This is a genomic window from Aeromicrobium sp. IC_218 (genome assembly GCF_004336805.1).
Lineage (GTDB): Bacteria > Actinomycetota > Actinomycetes > Propionibacteriales > Nocardioidaceae > Aeromicrobium.
In genome coordinates, this window is the sequence record NZ_SJXM01000011.1 from 63,848 (window position 1) to 79,861 (window position 16,014).

The window sequence follows — 16,014 nt, forward strand, 5'->3', positions numbered from 1 at the left end:
GCTCGTCAGACCAGAGCGAACCATGGCCAGCACCCGTCACGACCACGCCGCCTCAGCCACCGACGCATCAATGGGTTCATCGCGGTGGGCTCGCCAGTCGGGTCTCTCAGCGAACCACCCGGCAGGATCCTTCTCAAGCGTCATCTCGCCACCCTCCCCTGGGGCGTCGATCAGCCACCGACGAGACCCGACAGAAACAGCCAACCTTGAACTCGGACTCGAGACTATTACACCCACGCGTTGTACACCTCTGGATATGTGAGGTCAGTCGCGGTGACCCTGTCGCCCTTCGAGGAGTACGCCAGCGACCCGGACATGACCCTCAGCCGCATCACCGAACTGCTCGGAGCCCGGCTGACGATCGCGGCGACCCCGAAACAGACCGAACGCCCGCTCCAGCGGAGTCAGGTCCACTGGATGCTCATTTTCCGCTAACGCCGGCTACGTCACCTGGCGCGACGTCGAGTACCCCGGCACCCACCAGGCGATCATCGACGAGGGCCTTTTTCGGGCCGTCCAGGAGCGGCTGGCGGGCAACCGTGCGGCTGGGAACCGGGAGCGCAAGCACCCGCATCACCTCGCCGGCTGCCTGTATCGCGGCACCTGCGGCTCACGCATGCTCTACAGCCAGAGCCGCGGGCCCGACGGGATCGCTACAAGTGGGCCGAGAACGCCATGGAGGGCCTCGTGCCCGCGGACATCGCCCGCGAGAAGCAGGAAGCAGCTGGCCCGACAGTTGGGCTCCCTTGAGGGTGAACTCGAGGAGCTGGAACGAGCCGGGATCGACACCCACGCGACGCTCGAGGCGGTGCTGGATCTCATCCGACCCTGCGCCGACGTACCAGCAGCGCACTGATCCCGACCGCCGCCGGTTCGACCAGGTGTGGTTCAGCCGCATCTAAGTCGACGTCAACCCGGATGAGTCGACGACACACCAGAGGTCCACGGTGAGCGCAGCGTCTTCGCCGAAACGCTCCAGTCCAGCCGGCAGACGGTCGAACTCAGCCGTCGGCCGGAAACGAAAGAACCGCCAGGCCCAAACGAGCCCGGCGGTTCTGTCAGCAATCTCGGCACTAGCGATGTCGTGGGTTCCAATGTGAACCCGGTGGTGGAGCATAGGGGATTCGAACCCCTGACCTCTTCCATGCCATGGAAGCGCGCTACCAACTGCGCCAATGCCCCGCGATCAACCGAGATGGAACTCTACCCGACGCCTCCGGACTCCCCCAAATCGGGGTCCCGCTCGTCGTCGGACATGACCGGCTCGGGCGGCGTCCAGGAGTTCCACTCCTGGATCCGCCAGGTGCGACCAGGCCCGGCGTAGCGCTCCTCGAGGTACACGCTGGCGCAGTTGCTCAGGCCGCTGAACACCTGCCAGTAGCCGGCCGGCAGCCCGACGAACGCGCACGCACCGGTGCGGATCGACGCACCGTGCGAGACGACGACGGCGGTCTCGCCGTCGTCCAGCGAGTCGGCGAGCTCGCGCAGCGCCGTGGCGACGCGCTCCCCCGCCTCCTCGTACGTCTCGGCGCCGGGGATGCGCAACCCGGTGTTCTCGAACATGCCGCGCATCTCCTCGGGCCAGCGCGACCACGCCTGCTTGAGCGTCATGCCCTCGCGCTCGCCGAAGCTGACCTCACGCAGGCGCGGGTCGATCTCCAGCTCCACGTCGACGAGGTCGACGAGCGCCTGCGCGGTCGAGCGGGCCCGGTCGAGGTCGGAGGAGATGACGCGCGCGGGCAACAGGTCGGCCAGCCGGGGCGCGGCGACGCGCGCCTGACGGCGTCCCTCGTCGTCGAGCGGCACGTCGGTCTGGCCCTGGACGCGACCGAGGACGTTCCACTCGGTGCGCCCGTGGCGCCACAGGACGATCCGCTTGTTCACGACAGCGGCACGGTGGGGCAGTCGCCCCAGAGGCGCTCGAGCGAGTAGAAGGCCCGCTCCTCGGTGTGCTGGACGTGCACGACGACGTCGGCGAAGTCGAGCAGCACCCAGCGCCCTTCGCGGGCGCCCTCACGCCGCACGGGCTTGGCGCCGAGCTTGAGCAGCGCCTCCTCCACGGCGTCCTGGACGGCGCGGATCTGCGGCTGGTTGGAGCCCGAGCAGACGAGGAAGACGTCGGTGATGACGAGCTGCTCGGAGACGTCGAGGGCGACGACGTCGGTGGCGCCCTTCTCGACGGCGGCGGCCGCGGCGGCGCGGGTCAGCTCGAGGGCACGGTCGGTGGCGGTCATGTGTGGTCTCCGTAGAGCTGGTGCTTCTGGATGTACTGCACGACGCCGTCGGGCACGAGGTACCAGACGGGCTGCCCGCGCTCGGCGCGCTGGCGGCAGTCGGTGGACGAGATGGCGAGGGCGGGGACCTCGACGAGGGTGACGCGGTCGTGCGGGAAGCTCTCGATGGCGGCGGCGTCGAGCTCGTGGCCCGGACGCGTGACGCCGACGAAGTGGGCCAGGTCGAACAGCCCGTCGTGGTCGCGCCAGGTGAGGATCTGCGCCATCGCGTCCGCACCGGTGATGAAGTACAGGTCGGCGTCCGGCAGCTGCTTCTGCAGGTCGGTCAGGGTGTCGATCGTGTACGTCGGACCGGCCCGGTCGATGTCGACCCGGCTCACCTGGAAGCGCGGGTTGGCGGCCGTCGCGATGACGGTCATGAGGTAGCGGTGCTCGGCCGGCGAGACCTGACGGTCGCTCTTCTGCCACGGCTGGCCCGTGGGCACGAAGACGACCTGGTCCAGGTCGAACCATGACTGCACCTCGCTCGCGGCGACGAGGTGGCCGTGGTGGATGGGGTCGAACGTGCCGCCCATCACCCCGATGCGGGCGCGGCGCCCGCTCACGCGTGCCTCGTCGCGTCCGGCGACATCAGGAGTGTTCGCGGCCCTTGCCGAAGCTCAGCAGGGCGAGCAGCAGGCCGAACAGGATGGCGAGCGCCAGGATGGCGACGACGACGGGGTCGATGCCGCCGCCGGAGTGCTCGGCGGTCTCGGCGGCGTGCGTGATCAGGGACGACGACATGGCCCCGATGCTATCCCACGCCCCCGACGTGACCGCCGTCCGCCAGCGGTCTCCGGGTCTGGCGCCCGGACCCGCCCCGGGCGCACGATGGGACATGGCGACGTTCGCGCTGGTCCACGGCTCCGGTGACGGCGGGTGGGCCTGGCACCGGGTGCAGCGGGTGCTGCAGGCGCGCGGCCACGTCTCCGTCGCCCCCGACCTGCCGACCGACCGCGAGGACGCGACCTGGGACGACTGCGCCGACGCCGTCGTGCGGGCCCTCGACGCGGTGCCGGTCACGGGCGGCGTGGTCGTCGTCGGTCACTCGGCCGGGTCGATGGTCGTGCCGCTCGTCGCCGCGCGGACGTCCGCGGTGCTGCAGGTCCACGTCGCGGGCCTGGTGCCGCGCGCGGGCGAGACCCCGATCGACTGGTTCGACGCGGTCGGCTGGGCCGGTGCCGTGGCCGACGCCGCGCGCCAGGACGGCGGCCTCACCGGGCACGCCGACCCGATGGTCGTCTACTACCCCGACGTGCCCCGCGTGCTCGCGCGTCTGGCGATGGCCCGCGAGCGCCCGACGAGCAGCGCGCTGGCCGAGACGCCGTGGCCGGGTCCGGACGCGTCCCGGGTGCCGGCCCGCTACGTCGTGACGGCGCTGGACCGGTTCGTCCCGCCCGCCGTGCAGCGCCGGGTCGCGGCCGAGCGGCTGGGCATCAGCGATCCGGACGTCGTCCGGTCCGGTCACTGCGCCGCCCTCGCGGCCCCGGACGCGCTGACCGCGGTGCTCGACCGCGCGGTGCGCGAGCTGGTCTAGCGGATCTGCCCGGTGCCGGTGACGACGTAGGTGGTGGTCGTCATCTCGGGCAGGCCCATCGGGCCCCGCGCGTGCAGCTTCTGCGTGGAGATGCCGATCTCGGCGCCGAAGCCGAACTCGCCGCCGTCGGTGAAGCGGGTCGAGGCGTTGACCATGACCGCGGCCGCGTCGACGCCCAGCGTGAACCGCTGGGCCGCCTCCATCGACGACGTGACGATCGCCTCGGTGTGGCCGGTCGAGTAGCGCCGGACGTGGTCCAGCGCGTCGTCGAGGCTGTCGACCACGCGGGCGGAGATCTCGAGCGCCAGGAACTCGGTGTCGAAGTCGTCGTCGGTGACGGGCACGACGGCCGGGTCGACGGCGGCGAAGGCGGCGTCGCCGTGCACCAGCACGTCGCGCTCGCGCAGCGCCTTCACCACGCGGGGCACGAAGGCGTCGGCGACGGCCTTGTGCACGAGCAGGGACTCGGCGCTGTTGCAGACGCTCGTGCGATGGGTCTTGGAGTTCAGGACGATGTCCATGGCCATGTCGAGGTCGGCGTCCGCGTCGACGTACACGTGGACGTTGCCGGCGCCGGTCTCGATCGTCGGCACGGTGGCGTTGTCGACGACCTCGCGGATGAGTCCCGCTCCCCCGCGCGGGATGACCAGGTCGACAAGCCCACGGGCCTGCATGAGCGCCCGCGCCGTGGAGCGGTCGTCGGCCGGGACGAGCTGCACGACGTCGGCGGGCAGCCCGGCACGCTCGGCCGCCTCGCGCAGCACCGCGACGATGGCCGCGTTGGAGCGCGCCGCCGAGCCCGAGCCCCGCAGCAGCACCGCGTTGCCGGACTTGGCGCAGATGGCGGCCGCGTCGGCGGTGACGTTGGGCCGCGCCTCGTAGATGATCCCGATGACGCCGAGCGGCACGCGCACCTGGCGCAGCTGCAGGCCGTTGGGCAGCGTGGAGCCGCGCACGACCTCCCCGACCGGGTCGGGGAGCGCCACGACGGTGCGCAGGCCGTCGGCCATCGCGGCGACCCGGGACGCGTCGAGGGTCAGCCGGTCGACGAGGTGCTGGGCGGTGCCGGACGCCCGCGCCGCCTCGACGTCCTGGGCGTTGGCGGCGAGCACGTCGTCGGAGCGCTCGACCAGCAGATCGGCCATCGCGGTGAGCGCCCGGTCCTTCACGGCGCCGCTCGTCGCGGCGAGCGCGCGGGCGGCCACGCGGGAGCGGCGGGCCAGGTCGTGCACGAGGTCGTCCATGGCCCGCATTCTAGGCAGCCGCGCCGCCTCGCGGTCGCCGCCGTAGCATCGACGGGTGCCCCTCCCCGACCGGTTCCGCCAGCTCGGGCGCGACCTGGTCGCCTTCGGCCCCCACGCGGACGCCCACTGGGTCGCGCTGCGGGCCGGCCTCACGCTGGCCGTGCCGCTGGTGCTGCTGTGGGCGGTCGACCGTCTCGACCTCGCCCTCGCCGCGACGTTCGGGGCGTTCACCGCGCTGTACGGGCGCACCCACAGCCACCGCTCGCGCACCGCGATGCAGGCCACGGCGGGCGTCGTGCTCGTCGCGGCGGTGGGGCTCGGCACCGCCGTCGGCACCAGCGAGCACCGGGCGTGGCTGTCGGTGGCCGCGATGGTGCTGGTCGCGGCCCTCGCTCCCGTCGTGTCGCGGGCCTGCGCCTGGCACCCGCCCGGTGCGCTGTTCCCGGTCTTCGCGGTCGGCGCCACGTCGGCCCACCCGAGCACCGCGCACGACGTCGTCCTGGCGGTGCTGGTCAGCGCCGCCACGGCCGTCCTGGCCCTGGTGGTCGGACGTGTGGGGCTGCTGCACGGACCGCACCGGCCGGAGCCGTGGGGCGTCGACCTGCGCGGCACCCTCGCGTCCCGACGCACCCGCACGGACGTGGCCGTCACCGCGCTCGCGGTGGGGACGGCGGCCGTCCTGGCCACCGCGCTCGACCTCGGGCACGCCTACTGGGCGGCGGTGGGTGCCGCCGCGGCGACGTCCGGACCGACGGCCGGGGCGCGCGTGTCGCGGGCCGTGCAGCGGTCGGTCGGCACCCTCGCCGGTGTCGTGGTCGCGGCCGGGCTGCTGGCGCTCGAGCCGTCGGCGCTGGTCTCGATCGTGCTGGCGATCGCGCTGCAGGTGGTCGCCGAGCTGCTCGTGGGGCGCAACTACGCGCTCGCCCTCGTGGCCGTCACTCCCCTGGCGCTGCTGATGGTGCACCTGGCCGCTCCGAGCACGACCGCGGAGCTGGTCGGCGACCGGGTCGTCGACACCGTGCTGGGGGCCGGCGTCGGCACCCTGGTGGTCGTGGCCGCGGCGCTGCTGGCGCGCCGGCGCCGGGCCTAGGGCAGCAGGACGACGAGGTCGTCGCGATGGACGAGCTCACGCTCGTACTCGGCGCCGAGCTCGTCGACGATCTGCGGGGTCGAGCGACCCAGCATCGCGGGGACGTCGTCGCTGTCGAAGCCGACCAGCCCGCGGGCCACCACGTGGCCGGACGGGTCGACGAGGTCGACCGGGTCGCCGGCACCGAACGAGCCGGTCACCCGCGTGACGCCGGCGGCCAGCAGCGACGCCTGCCGCTCGGTGATGGCGCGCACCGCGCCGTCGTCCAGGTGCAGCGCGCCCTGCGTCTCGCTCGCGTGCGCCAGCCACAGCAGGCGCGTGGGACGACGCCGGCCAGTGGGGTGGAAGCGGGTGCCGACGTCCTCGCCGCGCAGCGCCGCGTCGGCCCGGCGGGCGTCGGTGAGCGTGACGGCGATGCCGGCGGTCGTGGCGATGCGCGCCGCCTCGAGCTTGGTCACCATGCCGCCGGTGCCGACCTTCGACTCGCTGGGCCGCGTGACGTCGATGCCCCCCAGCTCGTTGAACGAGCGCACCTCGGGGATGCGCCGAGCGCCCGGACGCGACGGCGGGCCGTCGTACAGGGCGTCGACGTCGGAGAGCAGCAGCAGCCGGTCGGCGTGCACCAGGTGCGCCACCAGCGCGGCCAGTCGGTCGTTGTCGCCGAACCGGATCTCGCTCGTCGCCACGGTGTCGTTCTCGTTGACCACCGGCACCGCGCCGAGCTCGAGCAGCTTGGCGAAGGTCTGGTACGCGTTGCGGTAGCGGCCACGCCGGGTGACGTCCTCGACCGTGAGCAGCACCTGGCCCGTGGTGAGCCCGTGCTGGGCGAAGCGGGCGGTGTAGCGCGCCACGAGACGGCCCTGGCCGACGCTGGCCGCCGCCTGCTGGGTGGCCAGGTCACGCGGCCGGGCGGCCAGGCCCAGCGGGGCGAGGCCCGCGGCGATGGCGCCCGAGCTCACCAGGACCACCTCGTCGCCGCGCAGCGTCGCCTCGGCGAGGGTGTCGACGAGCGCGTTGAGCCGCTCCGGGTCCAGTCCCCCGTCGACGGTCGTCAGCGACGACGACCCCACCTTGACGACGACGCGGCTCACCGCTGGTCGTCTCCCTGCTCGGCGTCCACCTCGTCCTCGTCGTCGCCGATCTCGAAGACCTGGACGCCGTCGTACTCGTCGAAGGTCGACCAGTCGTCCGAGGACGCCTGCTCACCGTCGGCGTCCTCGTCGTCCGCGAACGGGCTGACGTACTCGGGCGGCTCCTCGCCGCGCTCGCGCGCGTCGCGGGCGGCGATCTCCCAGGCCCGGCGGGCCAGCAGCTCCTCGCGGCGCTCCCGGTTGGTGCGCCGGGTCGCGGGGTCGAGGCGCAGGTCCTCGCCGCGACGGCCGAGCAGCTCGGCGCCGGCGACGTTCTGCGGGTCGAAGTCGAAGACGACCGCGTTCGCCTCCTCGCCGATGACGACGTCGTCGCCCGCCTCGGCGCCCAGCTCGAGCAGACGCTGCTCGACGCCCAGGCGGTTGAGCCGGTCGGCCAGGAAGCCGACGGCCTCGTCGTTCCCGAAGTCGGTCTGGCGCACCCAGCGGGTCGGCTTCTCGCCGCGGACGAGCCACTGCCCGCCCTTGTGCTCGATCGTGAACTCGTCGCCTACGCCGGCCTCGGCCTGCGGACGCAGCACGATGCGGGTCGCCTCGACCTGCGGCTTCTTGGCCCGCTCGGCCTCGACGATCGCGGCCATGGCGAACGACAGCTCGCGCAGGCCCTGGTGGCTGGCCGCGGAGACCTCGAAGACGCGCAGGCCACGAGCGACCAGGTCGTCGCGCACGAAGCCGGCGATCTCGGCGGCGTCGGGGACGTCGGTCTTGTTGAGCGCGACCAGCCGCGGACGGTCCTCGAGGCCGCCGTAGCGCGACAGCTCGCGCTCGATGACGTCCAGGTCGGTCAGCGGGTCGCGGCCGGGCTCGACCGTGGCGCAGTCGATGACGTGGACGAGCGCCGCGCAGCGCTCCACGTGGCGCAGGAAGTCGTGGCCCAGGCCGCGTCCCTCGCTCGCGCCCTCGATGAGGCCGGGCACGTCGGCGACGGTGAACGTGGTGGAGCCGGCCGTGACGACGCCGAGGTTGGGCACCAGCGTCGTGAACGGGTAGTCGGCGATCTTCGGCCGGGCCCGCGAGAGGGCAGCGATGAGGCTCGACTTGCCCGCCGACGGGAAGCCGACCAGGCCGATGTCGGCGACGACCTTGAGCTCGAGGACGATCGTGCGCTCCTCGCCCGGCTCGCCCATGAGGGCGAAGCCCGGCGCCCGGCGCTTGCTCGAGGCCAGGGCGGCGTTGCCCAGGCCTCCGCGACCGCCGGCCGCGATGACCATCTCGGTGCCGACGCCCACGAGGTCGGCGAGCACCTCGCCGTCCTGCGTCGAGACCACCGTGCCGTCGGGGACGTTCAGCACCAGGTCGTCGCCGTTGGCGCCCGACCGGTTGCTGCCCGCGCCGTGCCCGCCGCGACCGGCGCGACGGTGCGGCTCGTGGTGGTAGTCGACCAGCGTCGTGACGTCCTGGGTGACGCGCAGGATGACGCTGCCGCCGTGGCCGCCGTTGCCGCCGTCAGGACCACCGAGCGGCTTGAACTTCTCTCGGTGGACGGACGCGATGCCGTTGCCGCCCGCACCGGCGGCGACGTGCAACGTCACGCGGTCCACGAACGTGGGGATGGCCACGACTGAGCTCCTCGAACGAAAGGGGGTGGGAAAAGGAAAGAGGCAGCCCGCGTGGTGCGGACTGCCCCTTCCGAGGTCACGTGCGCCGGACTAGAGCTCCGACGGGACGATGTTGACGACCTTGCGGCCGCGACGCGAGCCGAACTCGACCGCACCGGCGGCGAGGGCGAACAGCGTGTCGTCGCCACCACGGCCGACGTTGGTGCCGGGGTGGAAGTGCGTGCCGCGCTGGCGGACGATGATCTCACCGGCGCTGACGACCTGGCCGCCGAAGCGCTTCACGCCGAGGCGCTGGGCATTGGAGTCGCGGCCGTTCTTGGTGGAGGCGGCGCCCTTCTTGTGTGCCATCTTCTAAGCCCCTACTTCTCGATCCCGGTGATCTTCACCTGGGTGTACTTCTGACGGTGACCCTGGCGCTTCTTGTAGCCGGTCTTGTTCTTGTACTTCTGGATGATGATCTTCGGGCCCTTGGTGCCACCGAGGACCTCGGCCGTCACGGTCAGCTTGGCGAGCGCGTCAGCGTCCGACGTGACGGCGTCGCCGTCGACCAGCAGCACGGCGGGCAGCGTCAGGGTGTCGCCCTCGGACGCGCGGACCTTGTCGATCTCGATGACGTCACCGACGGAGACCTTCTGCTGGCCGCCGCCACTGCGCACGATTGCGTACACCACGGGATTCCTCACTGTGTCAAAGCGTTCAGGTCGCGGTCCGGCGGAGCCGGGCTCGCGAGGACGGTGCTGCGAAAGGCGCACCGAGGGTCAAGTCTACTGATCGGTGCCCTCGTCGGTCAAAACGGGGTCCGTCACAGTCTCCGGGAGCGTGATCGGCTTGGGCGCTCCGGCCGACCGGCTGGACGAGCGACGGCGCGGACGCGACGTGCTGCGCACCGGGGCCGAGACGACCGGACCCGTGCGGACGGGCTCGTCCGTAGCCGGCTCGGACGCCGGCTCGGGCTGCGCGTCCTCGACCGCCGGGGCGGCCTGCGGCTGCTCCGGCTCCTCGACGGGCGCGGACTCGACCTCGACGGGCTCGGCCTGCGCGGGCTCCTCGACGGGCTCGGGCTGCCGCTCCGCCGGCACGGGCGGCACGACGACCTCGGGGGCGTCCTGGGGCTGGTCGGCGGCCGACGCGGCCTCAGCGGCCTCCGGAGCGGCCTCCGCCTCCACGGGCGCCTCGGTGGTCTCCTCGGCCTCGTCGGCCGGCTGGTCCTCGTCGTGCAGCTTCAGCCGCGGACCCTGGTAGGTGCGCGTCTCGTCGTAGACCTGCTTCTCGGACGCGGACTCGTCCTTGCGCGGCTCGTCGCCGCCCTTGCGGCCCCGGCCGCGGCGTCCGCGGCGGTTGCCGCCGTCGTCGCCGTTCTTGGGCTCGACCGGGTGCTCGTGGATCATCAGGCCGCGGCCCTTGCAGTGCTCGCACTCGGTGCTGAACGCCTCGACCAGACCGGTGCCGATGCGCTTGCGCGTCATCTGGACCAGGCCGAGGGAGGTGACCTCGGCGACCTGGTGGCGGGTGCGGTCGCGGCCCAGGCACTCCACCATGCGGCGCAGCACGAGGTCGCGGTTGCTCTCCAGCACCATGTCGATGAAGTCGACCACGACGATGCCGCCGATGTCGCGCAGGCGCAGCTGGCGGACGATCTCCTCGGCGGCCTCGAGGTTGTTGCGGGTGACCGTCTCCTCGAGGTTGCCGCCCGAGCCGGTGAACTTGCCGGTGTTGACGTCGACCACGGTCATGGCCTCGGTGCGGTCGATGATCAGCGATCCGCCGGAGGGCAGGTGGACCTTGCGGTCGAGCGCCTTGGCGATCTGCTCGTCGATGCGGTGCGCCGAGAACGCGTCGCGCTCGGCGTCGTCCCACCGCTCGATGCGGTCGGCGAGGTCGGGAGCCACGTGCTCGACGTACGCCGAGAGCATGTCCCAGGCGTCGTCGCCCTCGACGACGAGCTTGGAGAAGTCCTCGTTGAACAGGTCGCGGACGACCTTGATCGTCAGGTCGGGCTCCGCGTAGAGCAGCTGCGGGGCCTTGCCGTCGGCGACCTTGGCCTCGATGTCGGACCAGCGGGCGGTCAGCGCCTGCACGTCGCGGGTCAGCTGGTCCTCGGTCGCGCCCTCGGCGGCGGTGCGCACGATGACGCCGGCCTCGGCGGGCAGGACCTCCTTGAGCAGCGCCTTGAGCCGGGCCCGCTCGGTGTCGGGTAGCTTGCGCGAGATGCCGCTGGTGTGGCCGCCGGGCACGTAGACCAGGAAGCGTCCGGGCAGGCTGACCTGGCTGGTGAGCCGGGCGCCCTTCTGCCCGACCGGGTCCTTGCTGACCTGCACCAGGACGGTCTGGCCGGGCTCGAGGACCTCCTCGATCTTGCGCGGCTTGCCGTTGCCCAGCGCGCTCCAGTCGACCTCGCCGGCGTACAGGACGGCGTTGCGGCCCTTGCCGATGTCGACGAACGCGGCCTCCATGCTCGGCAGCACGTTCTGGACGCGGCCGAGGTACACGTTGCCGATGAGGGACGTCTGCGACTCGCGCGCGACGTAGTGCTCGACCAGGACGTCGTCCTCGAGGACGGCGATCTGGGTGAAGTCCTGGCGCTGGCGCACGACCATCTCGCGCTTGACCGCCTCACGGCGGGCGAGGAACTCGGCCTCGGACACGATCGGCGCGCGACGGCGTCCGGCCTCGCGGCCCTCGCGGCGGCGCTGCTTCTTGGCCTCCAGGCGGGTCGAGCCGGTGACCGCGGTGATCTCGTCGGAACGACCCTCGCGGACCTTGACGACGGTGTCCTCGGGGTCGTCGGACGAGGCGTTGGACGATCCGCCCGAACGGCTGCGCTTGCGACGACGGCGGGTCGAGGAGGACGAGCTGCCGCCCTCGGACTCGGCGGACTCGTCGTCGGCGTCGTCGGTGCTCTCGTCGTCGCCGGACTCGTCGTCGCTCTCGTCGGAGTCCTCGTCGCTGCTGCGACGGCGGCGGCGGCCGCCGCGGCTGCGGCGACGGCGGCGCGGGGCACCGTCCTCACGGTCGTCGTCGCCCTCGGCGGAGTCCTGGGCGTCGGCGGTGGCCTCGTCGTCGGTCGCGTCGGTGGTGGACTCGTCGGACGGCTGCTCGTCGGCGGCGTCGTCCTCGTCCTCGACCTCCTCGACCGGGGCGGGCTTGCGGCGCGGGGGCGCGGCCGCGGCCGGCGGCGGCTGGAACAGGACGCCGGCGGAGAACGCGGGCACGGTGCTGGCGGGCTCGGCGATCTCGGTCGCGTCGTCCTCGTCGGTGGTCTCGTCCTGCGGGAGCGAGCTGTCGGCGGCGTCGACCGGCTCGGTCACGGCGTCGTCCTGCGGGCCGGTGCCCTCGAGCGTCGGCTGGTCGGCGCTCCCCTCGGCGGCCTTCTTGGCCGGAGCCTTGCGGGTGCGCTTGGCCGGAGCCTTCTTGGCCGGGGCCTCGTCGGCCGGGGCGACGACCTCGGTCTCGGTGGCCTCGGCGGCGGGCTCGGCGGCCTTCTTGCGGGCCGGGCGGCGCGCGGCCTTCGGCGCGGCGGGCGCCTCGGCGGCCGAGAACAGGGCCGCGGGCGGACCCGCGGGGCGACCGGCCGCGCGGCGGCTGGTGCCCTTCTTCTCCTGCTCGGTGCCGTCGGCCTGGATGTCGTTGTCGTCGAGCACGGTGCTCTCCTTCACCCCGGCGCGCCGCGAGGACGCCGCACAGGGCCGTGTCTGGGTCCGCGAACGGACCGGAAGCCTGTCGTGCCACGCCCCGGTGGGACGTGGTGACGTACGTGGCCTGTCACGAGGCGATTCCACCGCCGCCGCGGGCAGCGCCGGTCAGGGCGCGTCGCGGTCGAGGGCGAGCGGGTCGCCGACCGTGCCGGTCTCGGCGTCGAGCGGGCCCTGGGCCACGCGGTTCGCCAGCGGCGCCTGCGCGACCTCGAGGCCTCCGCTGCTGCGGAGTCCGGCGAGTACGTCGTCCGGTCGCACGGACGGGGTGCCGTGCCGCACGACCAGGTCCAGTATCGCACAGGGCTGCTCCCCGGCGCCCTCCGATCGCACCGCCAGGCTCACGACGGCGGCCCGGCAGTCGAAGACACGGGGCCCGCGCTTGGTCATCCGCTCGACCTCGACGGACGACTGGGCGAGGAACGTGGCCACCGCCTGCGCGGCGACGACGGGGTCGACGCCGAGCAGCGACAGCTCCCAGCGGCTGGCCTCCAGCCGGTCGGCCAGCGAGCCCGCGCCGGCCTCGACGACCGCCACGACGTCCAGGCCGTCGGGCAGCGAGGCGTCCAGCCGCCGCTGGACGTCAGCGGGGTCGAGCCGCTGCGTGAGGCCGATCTCGAGGTACTCGGCCTCGCTGGCCGCACCGGTCGGCGAGGCGTTGGCGTAGGAGATCTTGGGGTGCGGCGTGAAGCCGTGGGAGTGCGCGATGGGGATGCGGGCGCGCCGGATGGCCCGCTCGAAGGCCCGGCCGAAGTCGCGGTGGCTGGTGAAGCGCAGGCGGCCGCGCTTGGCGTACTGGATGCGCAGCTTCTGCAGCACCGGGAGCTGCGGGTTGGGCGCCTCGGGGTTCGGCAGGCCGGGGTCGGGCACCACCGCGGGGCGCGGCTCGGGGTTCTCGCTCACCCGCACGAGCCTAGCCAGGCCCGGCGAGGTGCTCGTTGCTCGGTGCACCAGACTGGCGGGGTGCACCAAGCCTCCCGTCCGCGTCGCCAGTCCGTGCTCGTCCTGCTGGCCATGACCCTGCTCGCGCTCAACCTGCGTCCGTTCGTCACCGGCCTCGGCGTCGTGATCGACGACGTCGAGCGCGACCTGCCGCTGGGCGCCGGCACGGTCGGCTTCCTCACCGCGCTGCCGCCGTTGGCGTTCGCCGCCGCCGGCCTGCTCGGACCGCGCCTGGTGCGGTCGGTCGGCCTGCGGGCCTGCGCGGTCGGCGCGACGCTGCTGGTCGCCGGCGCCCTGGTGCTGCGCTCGGTCGCCTCGGACCCCTGGCTGTTCCTGCTCGCCGCCGCGCTGGTGCCGTGCGGCGCCGCCATCGGCAACGTCATCCTGCCGGCCGTGGCGAAGGCGTACTTCCCGCACCGCGTGGCCACGATGGGCTCGGCGGGCACCGCGATGATCGTGGTGGGCGGCGCGGCCGGCGCCGCGCTCACCGTCCCGCTCGCCGAGGCCACCGGGTCGTGGCGCGTCGCCATCGGCGCATGGGCGGTGCTCGGCCTGCTCGCGGCGGTCGCGTGGACCCTGGTGCCGGCGCCGCAGGCACCGGTCGCCCTGCCCGACGCCACGGCGGGCACGGGGTGGGGCGACGTCGCCCGCTCCCCCGTCGCGTGGATCCTGGCCGCCTTCTTCGCCGTCCAGTCGGCCGGAGCCTACGTGCTCATGGGCTGGCTCGCCGTGCTGTTCCAGGACGCCGGCATCAGCGCCGCGGCGGCCGGTGGCTACGTCGCGACCTGGAGCGCGATGGGCGTCCCGGTCGGCATGGCCCTGCCGTTCGTGCTCGGACGCTGGGGCGTGACCGCGCACGTCCCGTACGTCCTGGCCGTGCTCTCGGTGGGCGGCTGGCTCGGCCTGGCCCTCGCGCCGGACACGCTGCCCTGGCTGTCGTGCATCGTGCTGGGCGCGGGCGGTGCCGCGTTCGGCTGGTCGCTGGTCATGGTGGCCGAGCGCGCCGTGAGCGTCGACGACACCGCGCTGCTGTCGGGCTTCGTCCAGTCGCTGGGCTACCTGCTCGCGGCCACCGGACCGCTGCTCTTCCGGCTCGGCCACGACCTGACCGGCGACTGGACCGTGCCGACGCTGGCCATGGCCGCGGTCGCGGCGCTGCTCGCCCCGCTCGGTGCGGCGGCGGTGCGCGCGAAGCCGTTCAGTCGCGGCTGAGGCCGCGCACGCTGCGCGTCGCCGACCACGCCCCGGGCGCGTCGCTCGTGGCGCGGACGCGGAACCGGGCGGTGCCGCGTCCCTGCCGGACGGTCAACCGGGCGTCCTGCGTGCGGGCGACGCGCCGCCACGAGCCGTCGGCCTTGCGCCACACCTCGTAGCCGCGAGCACGCGCGACCGGAGTCCAGGCCAGTCGCACCGAGCCACTCCGTCCGACGGCCCGGAACGCGACCACGCGGCCCGGCGGCGGGACGGCGACCGCCGCCGTCCCCGACGTCAGGCCGGACGCGACCGTGCCCTTGAGGGCACGCACCCGCAGCTCGTAGCGCCGGCCGGCCACGAGGCCGGGGACGGTGGCGCTGCCGCTGGCGGTGGTGAGGGTCGTGGCCGCGGCGACCCTTCGCCACGGTCCGTCGCGCACGACGTCCCGCAGCTCCACCCAGGCGCCCGTGGCGCCCTCGGGCACCGTCCAGCCGACCCGCAGCGTGCCGACGGCGTCCACCCGGGCGGCGGTGAGGCGCGGCAGCAGCGTCGGTCCGGCGACCGGCGTCACGAGCGGACGCGGGTACGGCGTGCCGACGCCCAGGGACGACAGCGCGTCCGCGACGGCGGCCGCGATCTTGACCTCCCCCGACGGGCTCGGGTGCAGGGTGTCGTAGGTGTCGACCGCGCGGTCGAACCCGGTGGCGACGTCGGCCAGCACGACCCGCGACCGCGGGGTGTCGAGGGCGGCCACGGCCTGCGCCACCAGCTCGTCGTAGGCGGCCACGCCCGGGCGCCACGTCTGCGGCAGGCGCCACAGGACGACGTCCACGTCGGGGTCGACCGCCCGGGCCTGCTCGACGCGCTCGACGGCGCGGGCCACCGCCGTCTCGGGGGTGGCCGTGCGCAGGTCGTTGATGCCGAGGCCGTCGACGACGACGTCGGGCACGTACGCCATCAGCTCGGTGACCGAGTGGTCGAGCGCACCGCCCGCCATGCCCCAGCGGGCGGCGTGGTCGCGGTCGAACGTCGCGTCGGCGTAGGCCCGGCTGCCGTCGCGCAGGTCGTCTCGGGGGCCCACGAAGTCGACCTGCTCACCGCTGGCGGTGAGGTGCTTCCAGAGCCGGTACCGCCACGTCCAGTCGCCGGCCGAGCCCTGGGTGACGGAGTCGCCGTGCAGCAGGATGCGGACCGGGCCTGCGGGCTCCGGCGCGGGGACGGCCGGCTCGGCGTCGCCGGACGCGTGCACGGAGGTCGCCGTGGCCAGGACGGCTGCTGCCGCGAGGATGATCCGTCCGACGACGCGTCGTCCCATTCCCTGCCCAGCTCCTCGTA

At 73.7% G+C, this 16,014-nt stretch carries 16 protein-coding genes and 1 tRNA gene; 4 read left to right on the forward strand and 13 right to left on the reverse strand.

The features are described 5' to 3' along the window. The first annotated feature begins 273 nt into the window (after positions 1-273). Positions 274-435 carry a hypothetical protein gene (locus E0W78_RS16605; RefSeq protein ID WP_165570500.1) on the forward strand — a complete coding sequence of 54 codons (162 nt, stop codon included), beginning with the start codon at positions 274-276 and terminating at the stop codon, positions 433-435. Between the two features lie 671 nt (positions 436-1,106). On the opposite strand, the gene E0W78_RS12595 is transcribed toward E0W78_RS16605, so the two are convergent. The 5 genes from E0W78_RS12595 to E0W78_RS16610 form a co-directional block, all read right to left on the reverse strand. After that, positions 1,107-1,182, reverse strand: a tRNA-Ala gene (locus E0W78_RS12595). Positions 1,183-1,203: 21 nt separating this feature from the next. After that, on the reverse strand, positions 1,204-1,884 hold the full coding sequence (locus E0W78_RS12600) for a histidine phosphatase family protein (RefSeq protein ID WP_165570501.1): 681 nt from the start codon (positions 1,882-1,884) through the stop codon (positions 1,204-1,206). Next, entirely contained in the window at positions 1,881-2,234 is a 354-nt protein-coding gene (rsfS, locus tag E0W78_RS12605) for a ribosome silencing factor (RefSeq protein ID WP_131404308.1), read from the reverse strand. The genes E0W78_RS12600 and rsfS overlap by 4 nt, the downstream gene beginning before the upstream one ends. After that, positions 2,231-2,839 carry a nicotinate-nucleotide adenylyltransferase gene (nadD, locus tag E0W78_RS12610; RefSeq protein ID WP_278249438.1) on the reverse strand — a complete coding sequence of 203 codons (609 nt, stop codon included), beginning with the start codon at positions 2,837-2,839 and terminating at the stop codon, positions 2,231-2,233. Before nadD ends, rsfS begins: the two co-directional genes overlap by 4 nt. A gap of 25 nt (positions 2,840-2,864) precedes the next feature. Continuing rightward, positions 2,865-3,017: a hypothetical protein gene (locus E0W78_RS16610; protein ID WP_165570502.1), complete on the reverse strand. Its 153-nt coding sequence runs from the start codon at positions 3,015-3,017 to the stop codon at positions 2,865-2,867. A 94-nt stretch (positions 3,018-3,111) separates the two neighbouring features. Here E0W78_RS16610 and E0W78_RS12615 point away from each other — a divergent pair, with 94 nt between their 5' ends. After that, positions 3,112-3,810, forward strand: a complete 699-nt coding sequence (locus tag E0W78_RS12615) for an alpha/beta fold hydrolase (protein ID WP_131404309.1) — start codon at positions 3,112-3,114, stop codon at positions 3,808-3,810. Here the strand turns inward: E0W78_RS12615 and E0W78_RS12620 are convergent. Then, positions 3,807-5,054 (reverse strand): glutamate-5-semialdehyde dehydrogenase, encoded by a 1,248-nt coding sequence (locus tag E0W78_RS12620; protein WP_207392751.1) that lies wholly within the window; start codon positions 5,052-5,054, stop codon positions 3,807-3,809. The two genes, E0W78_RS12615 and E0W78_RS12620, sit on opposite strands and share 4 nt — an antisense overlap. Before the next feature lie 55 nt (positions 5,055-5,109). Between E0W78_RS12620 and E0W78_RS12625 the strand changes: the two genes are divergently transcribed. Then, entirely contained in the window at positions 5,110-6,144 is a 1,035-nt protein-coding gene (locus tag E0W78_RS12625) for an FUSC family protein (RefSeq protein WP_131404311.1), read from the forward strand. Here the strand turns inward: E0W78_RS12625 and proB are convergent. The 6 genes from proB to E0W78_RS12655 form a co-directional block, all read right to left on the reverse strand. Further along, the gene (gene proB / locus E0W78_RS12630) at positions 6,141-7,235 is read right to left on the reverse strand and encodes a glutamate 5-kinase (protein WP_131404312.1); all 1,095 of its coding nucleotides are present in this window, start codon (positions 7,233-7,235) and stop codon (positions 6,141-6,143) included. The two genes, E0W78_RS12625 and proB, sit on opposite strands and share 4 nt — an antisense overlap. Continuing rightward, entirely contained in the window at positions 7,232-8,851 is a 1,620-nt protein-coding gene (obgE, locus tag E0W78_RS12635) for a GTPase ObgE (RefSeq protein WP_207392752.1), read from the reverse strand. The genes proB and obgE overlap by 4 nt, the downstream gene beginning before the upstream one ends. Before the next feature lie 90 nt (positions 8,852-8,941). Next, entirely contained in the window at positions 8,942-9,199 is a 258-nt protein-coding gene (rpmA, locus tag E0W78_RS12640) for a 50S ribosomal protein L27 (RefSeq protein ID WP_019146080.1), read from the reverse strand. Between the two features lie 11 nt (positions 9,200-9,210). Beyond that, entirely contained in the window at positions 9,211-9,519 is a 309-nt protein-coding gene (gene rplU / locus E0W78_RS12645; protein WP_131404347.1) for a 50S ribosomal protein L21, read from the reverse strand. A gap of 96 nt (positions 9,520-9,615) precedes the next feature. After that, positions 9,616-12,492 carry an Rne/Rng family ribonuclease gene (locus E0W78_RS12650; protein WP_347559448.1) on the reverse strand — a complete coding sequence of 959 codons (2,877 nt, stop codon included), beginning with the start codon at positions 12,490-12,492 and terminating at the stop codon, positions 9,616-9,618. Positions 12,493-12,651: 159 nt separating this feature from the next. Further along, on the reverse strand, positions 12,652-13,446 hold the full coding sequence (locus tag E0W78_RS12655) for a TIGR03936 family radical SAM-associated protein (protein WP_347559449.1): 795 nt from the start codon (positions 13,444-13,446) through the stop codon (positions 12,652-12,654). Positions 13,447-13,506: 60 nt separating this feature from the next. Here E0W78_RS12655 and E0W78_RS12660 point away from each other — a divergent pair, with 60 nt between their 5' ends. Then, entirely contained in the window at positions 13,507-14,697 is a 1,191-nt protein-coding gene (locus tag E0W78_RS12660) for an MFS transporter (RefSeq protein ID WP_131404314.1), read from the forward strand. Here the strand turns inward: E0W78_RS12660 and E0W78_RS12665 are convergent. After that, complete coding sequence (locus E0W78_RS12665) at positions 14,684-15,994, reverse strand: GDSL-type esterase/lipase family protein (protein ID WP_131404315.1); 1,311 nt, start codon at positions 15,992-15,994, stop codon at positions 14,684-14,686. The genes E0W78_RS12660 and E0W78_RS12665 overlap by 14 nt on opposite strands. Positions 15,995-16,014: the final 20 nt, after the last annotated feature.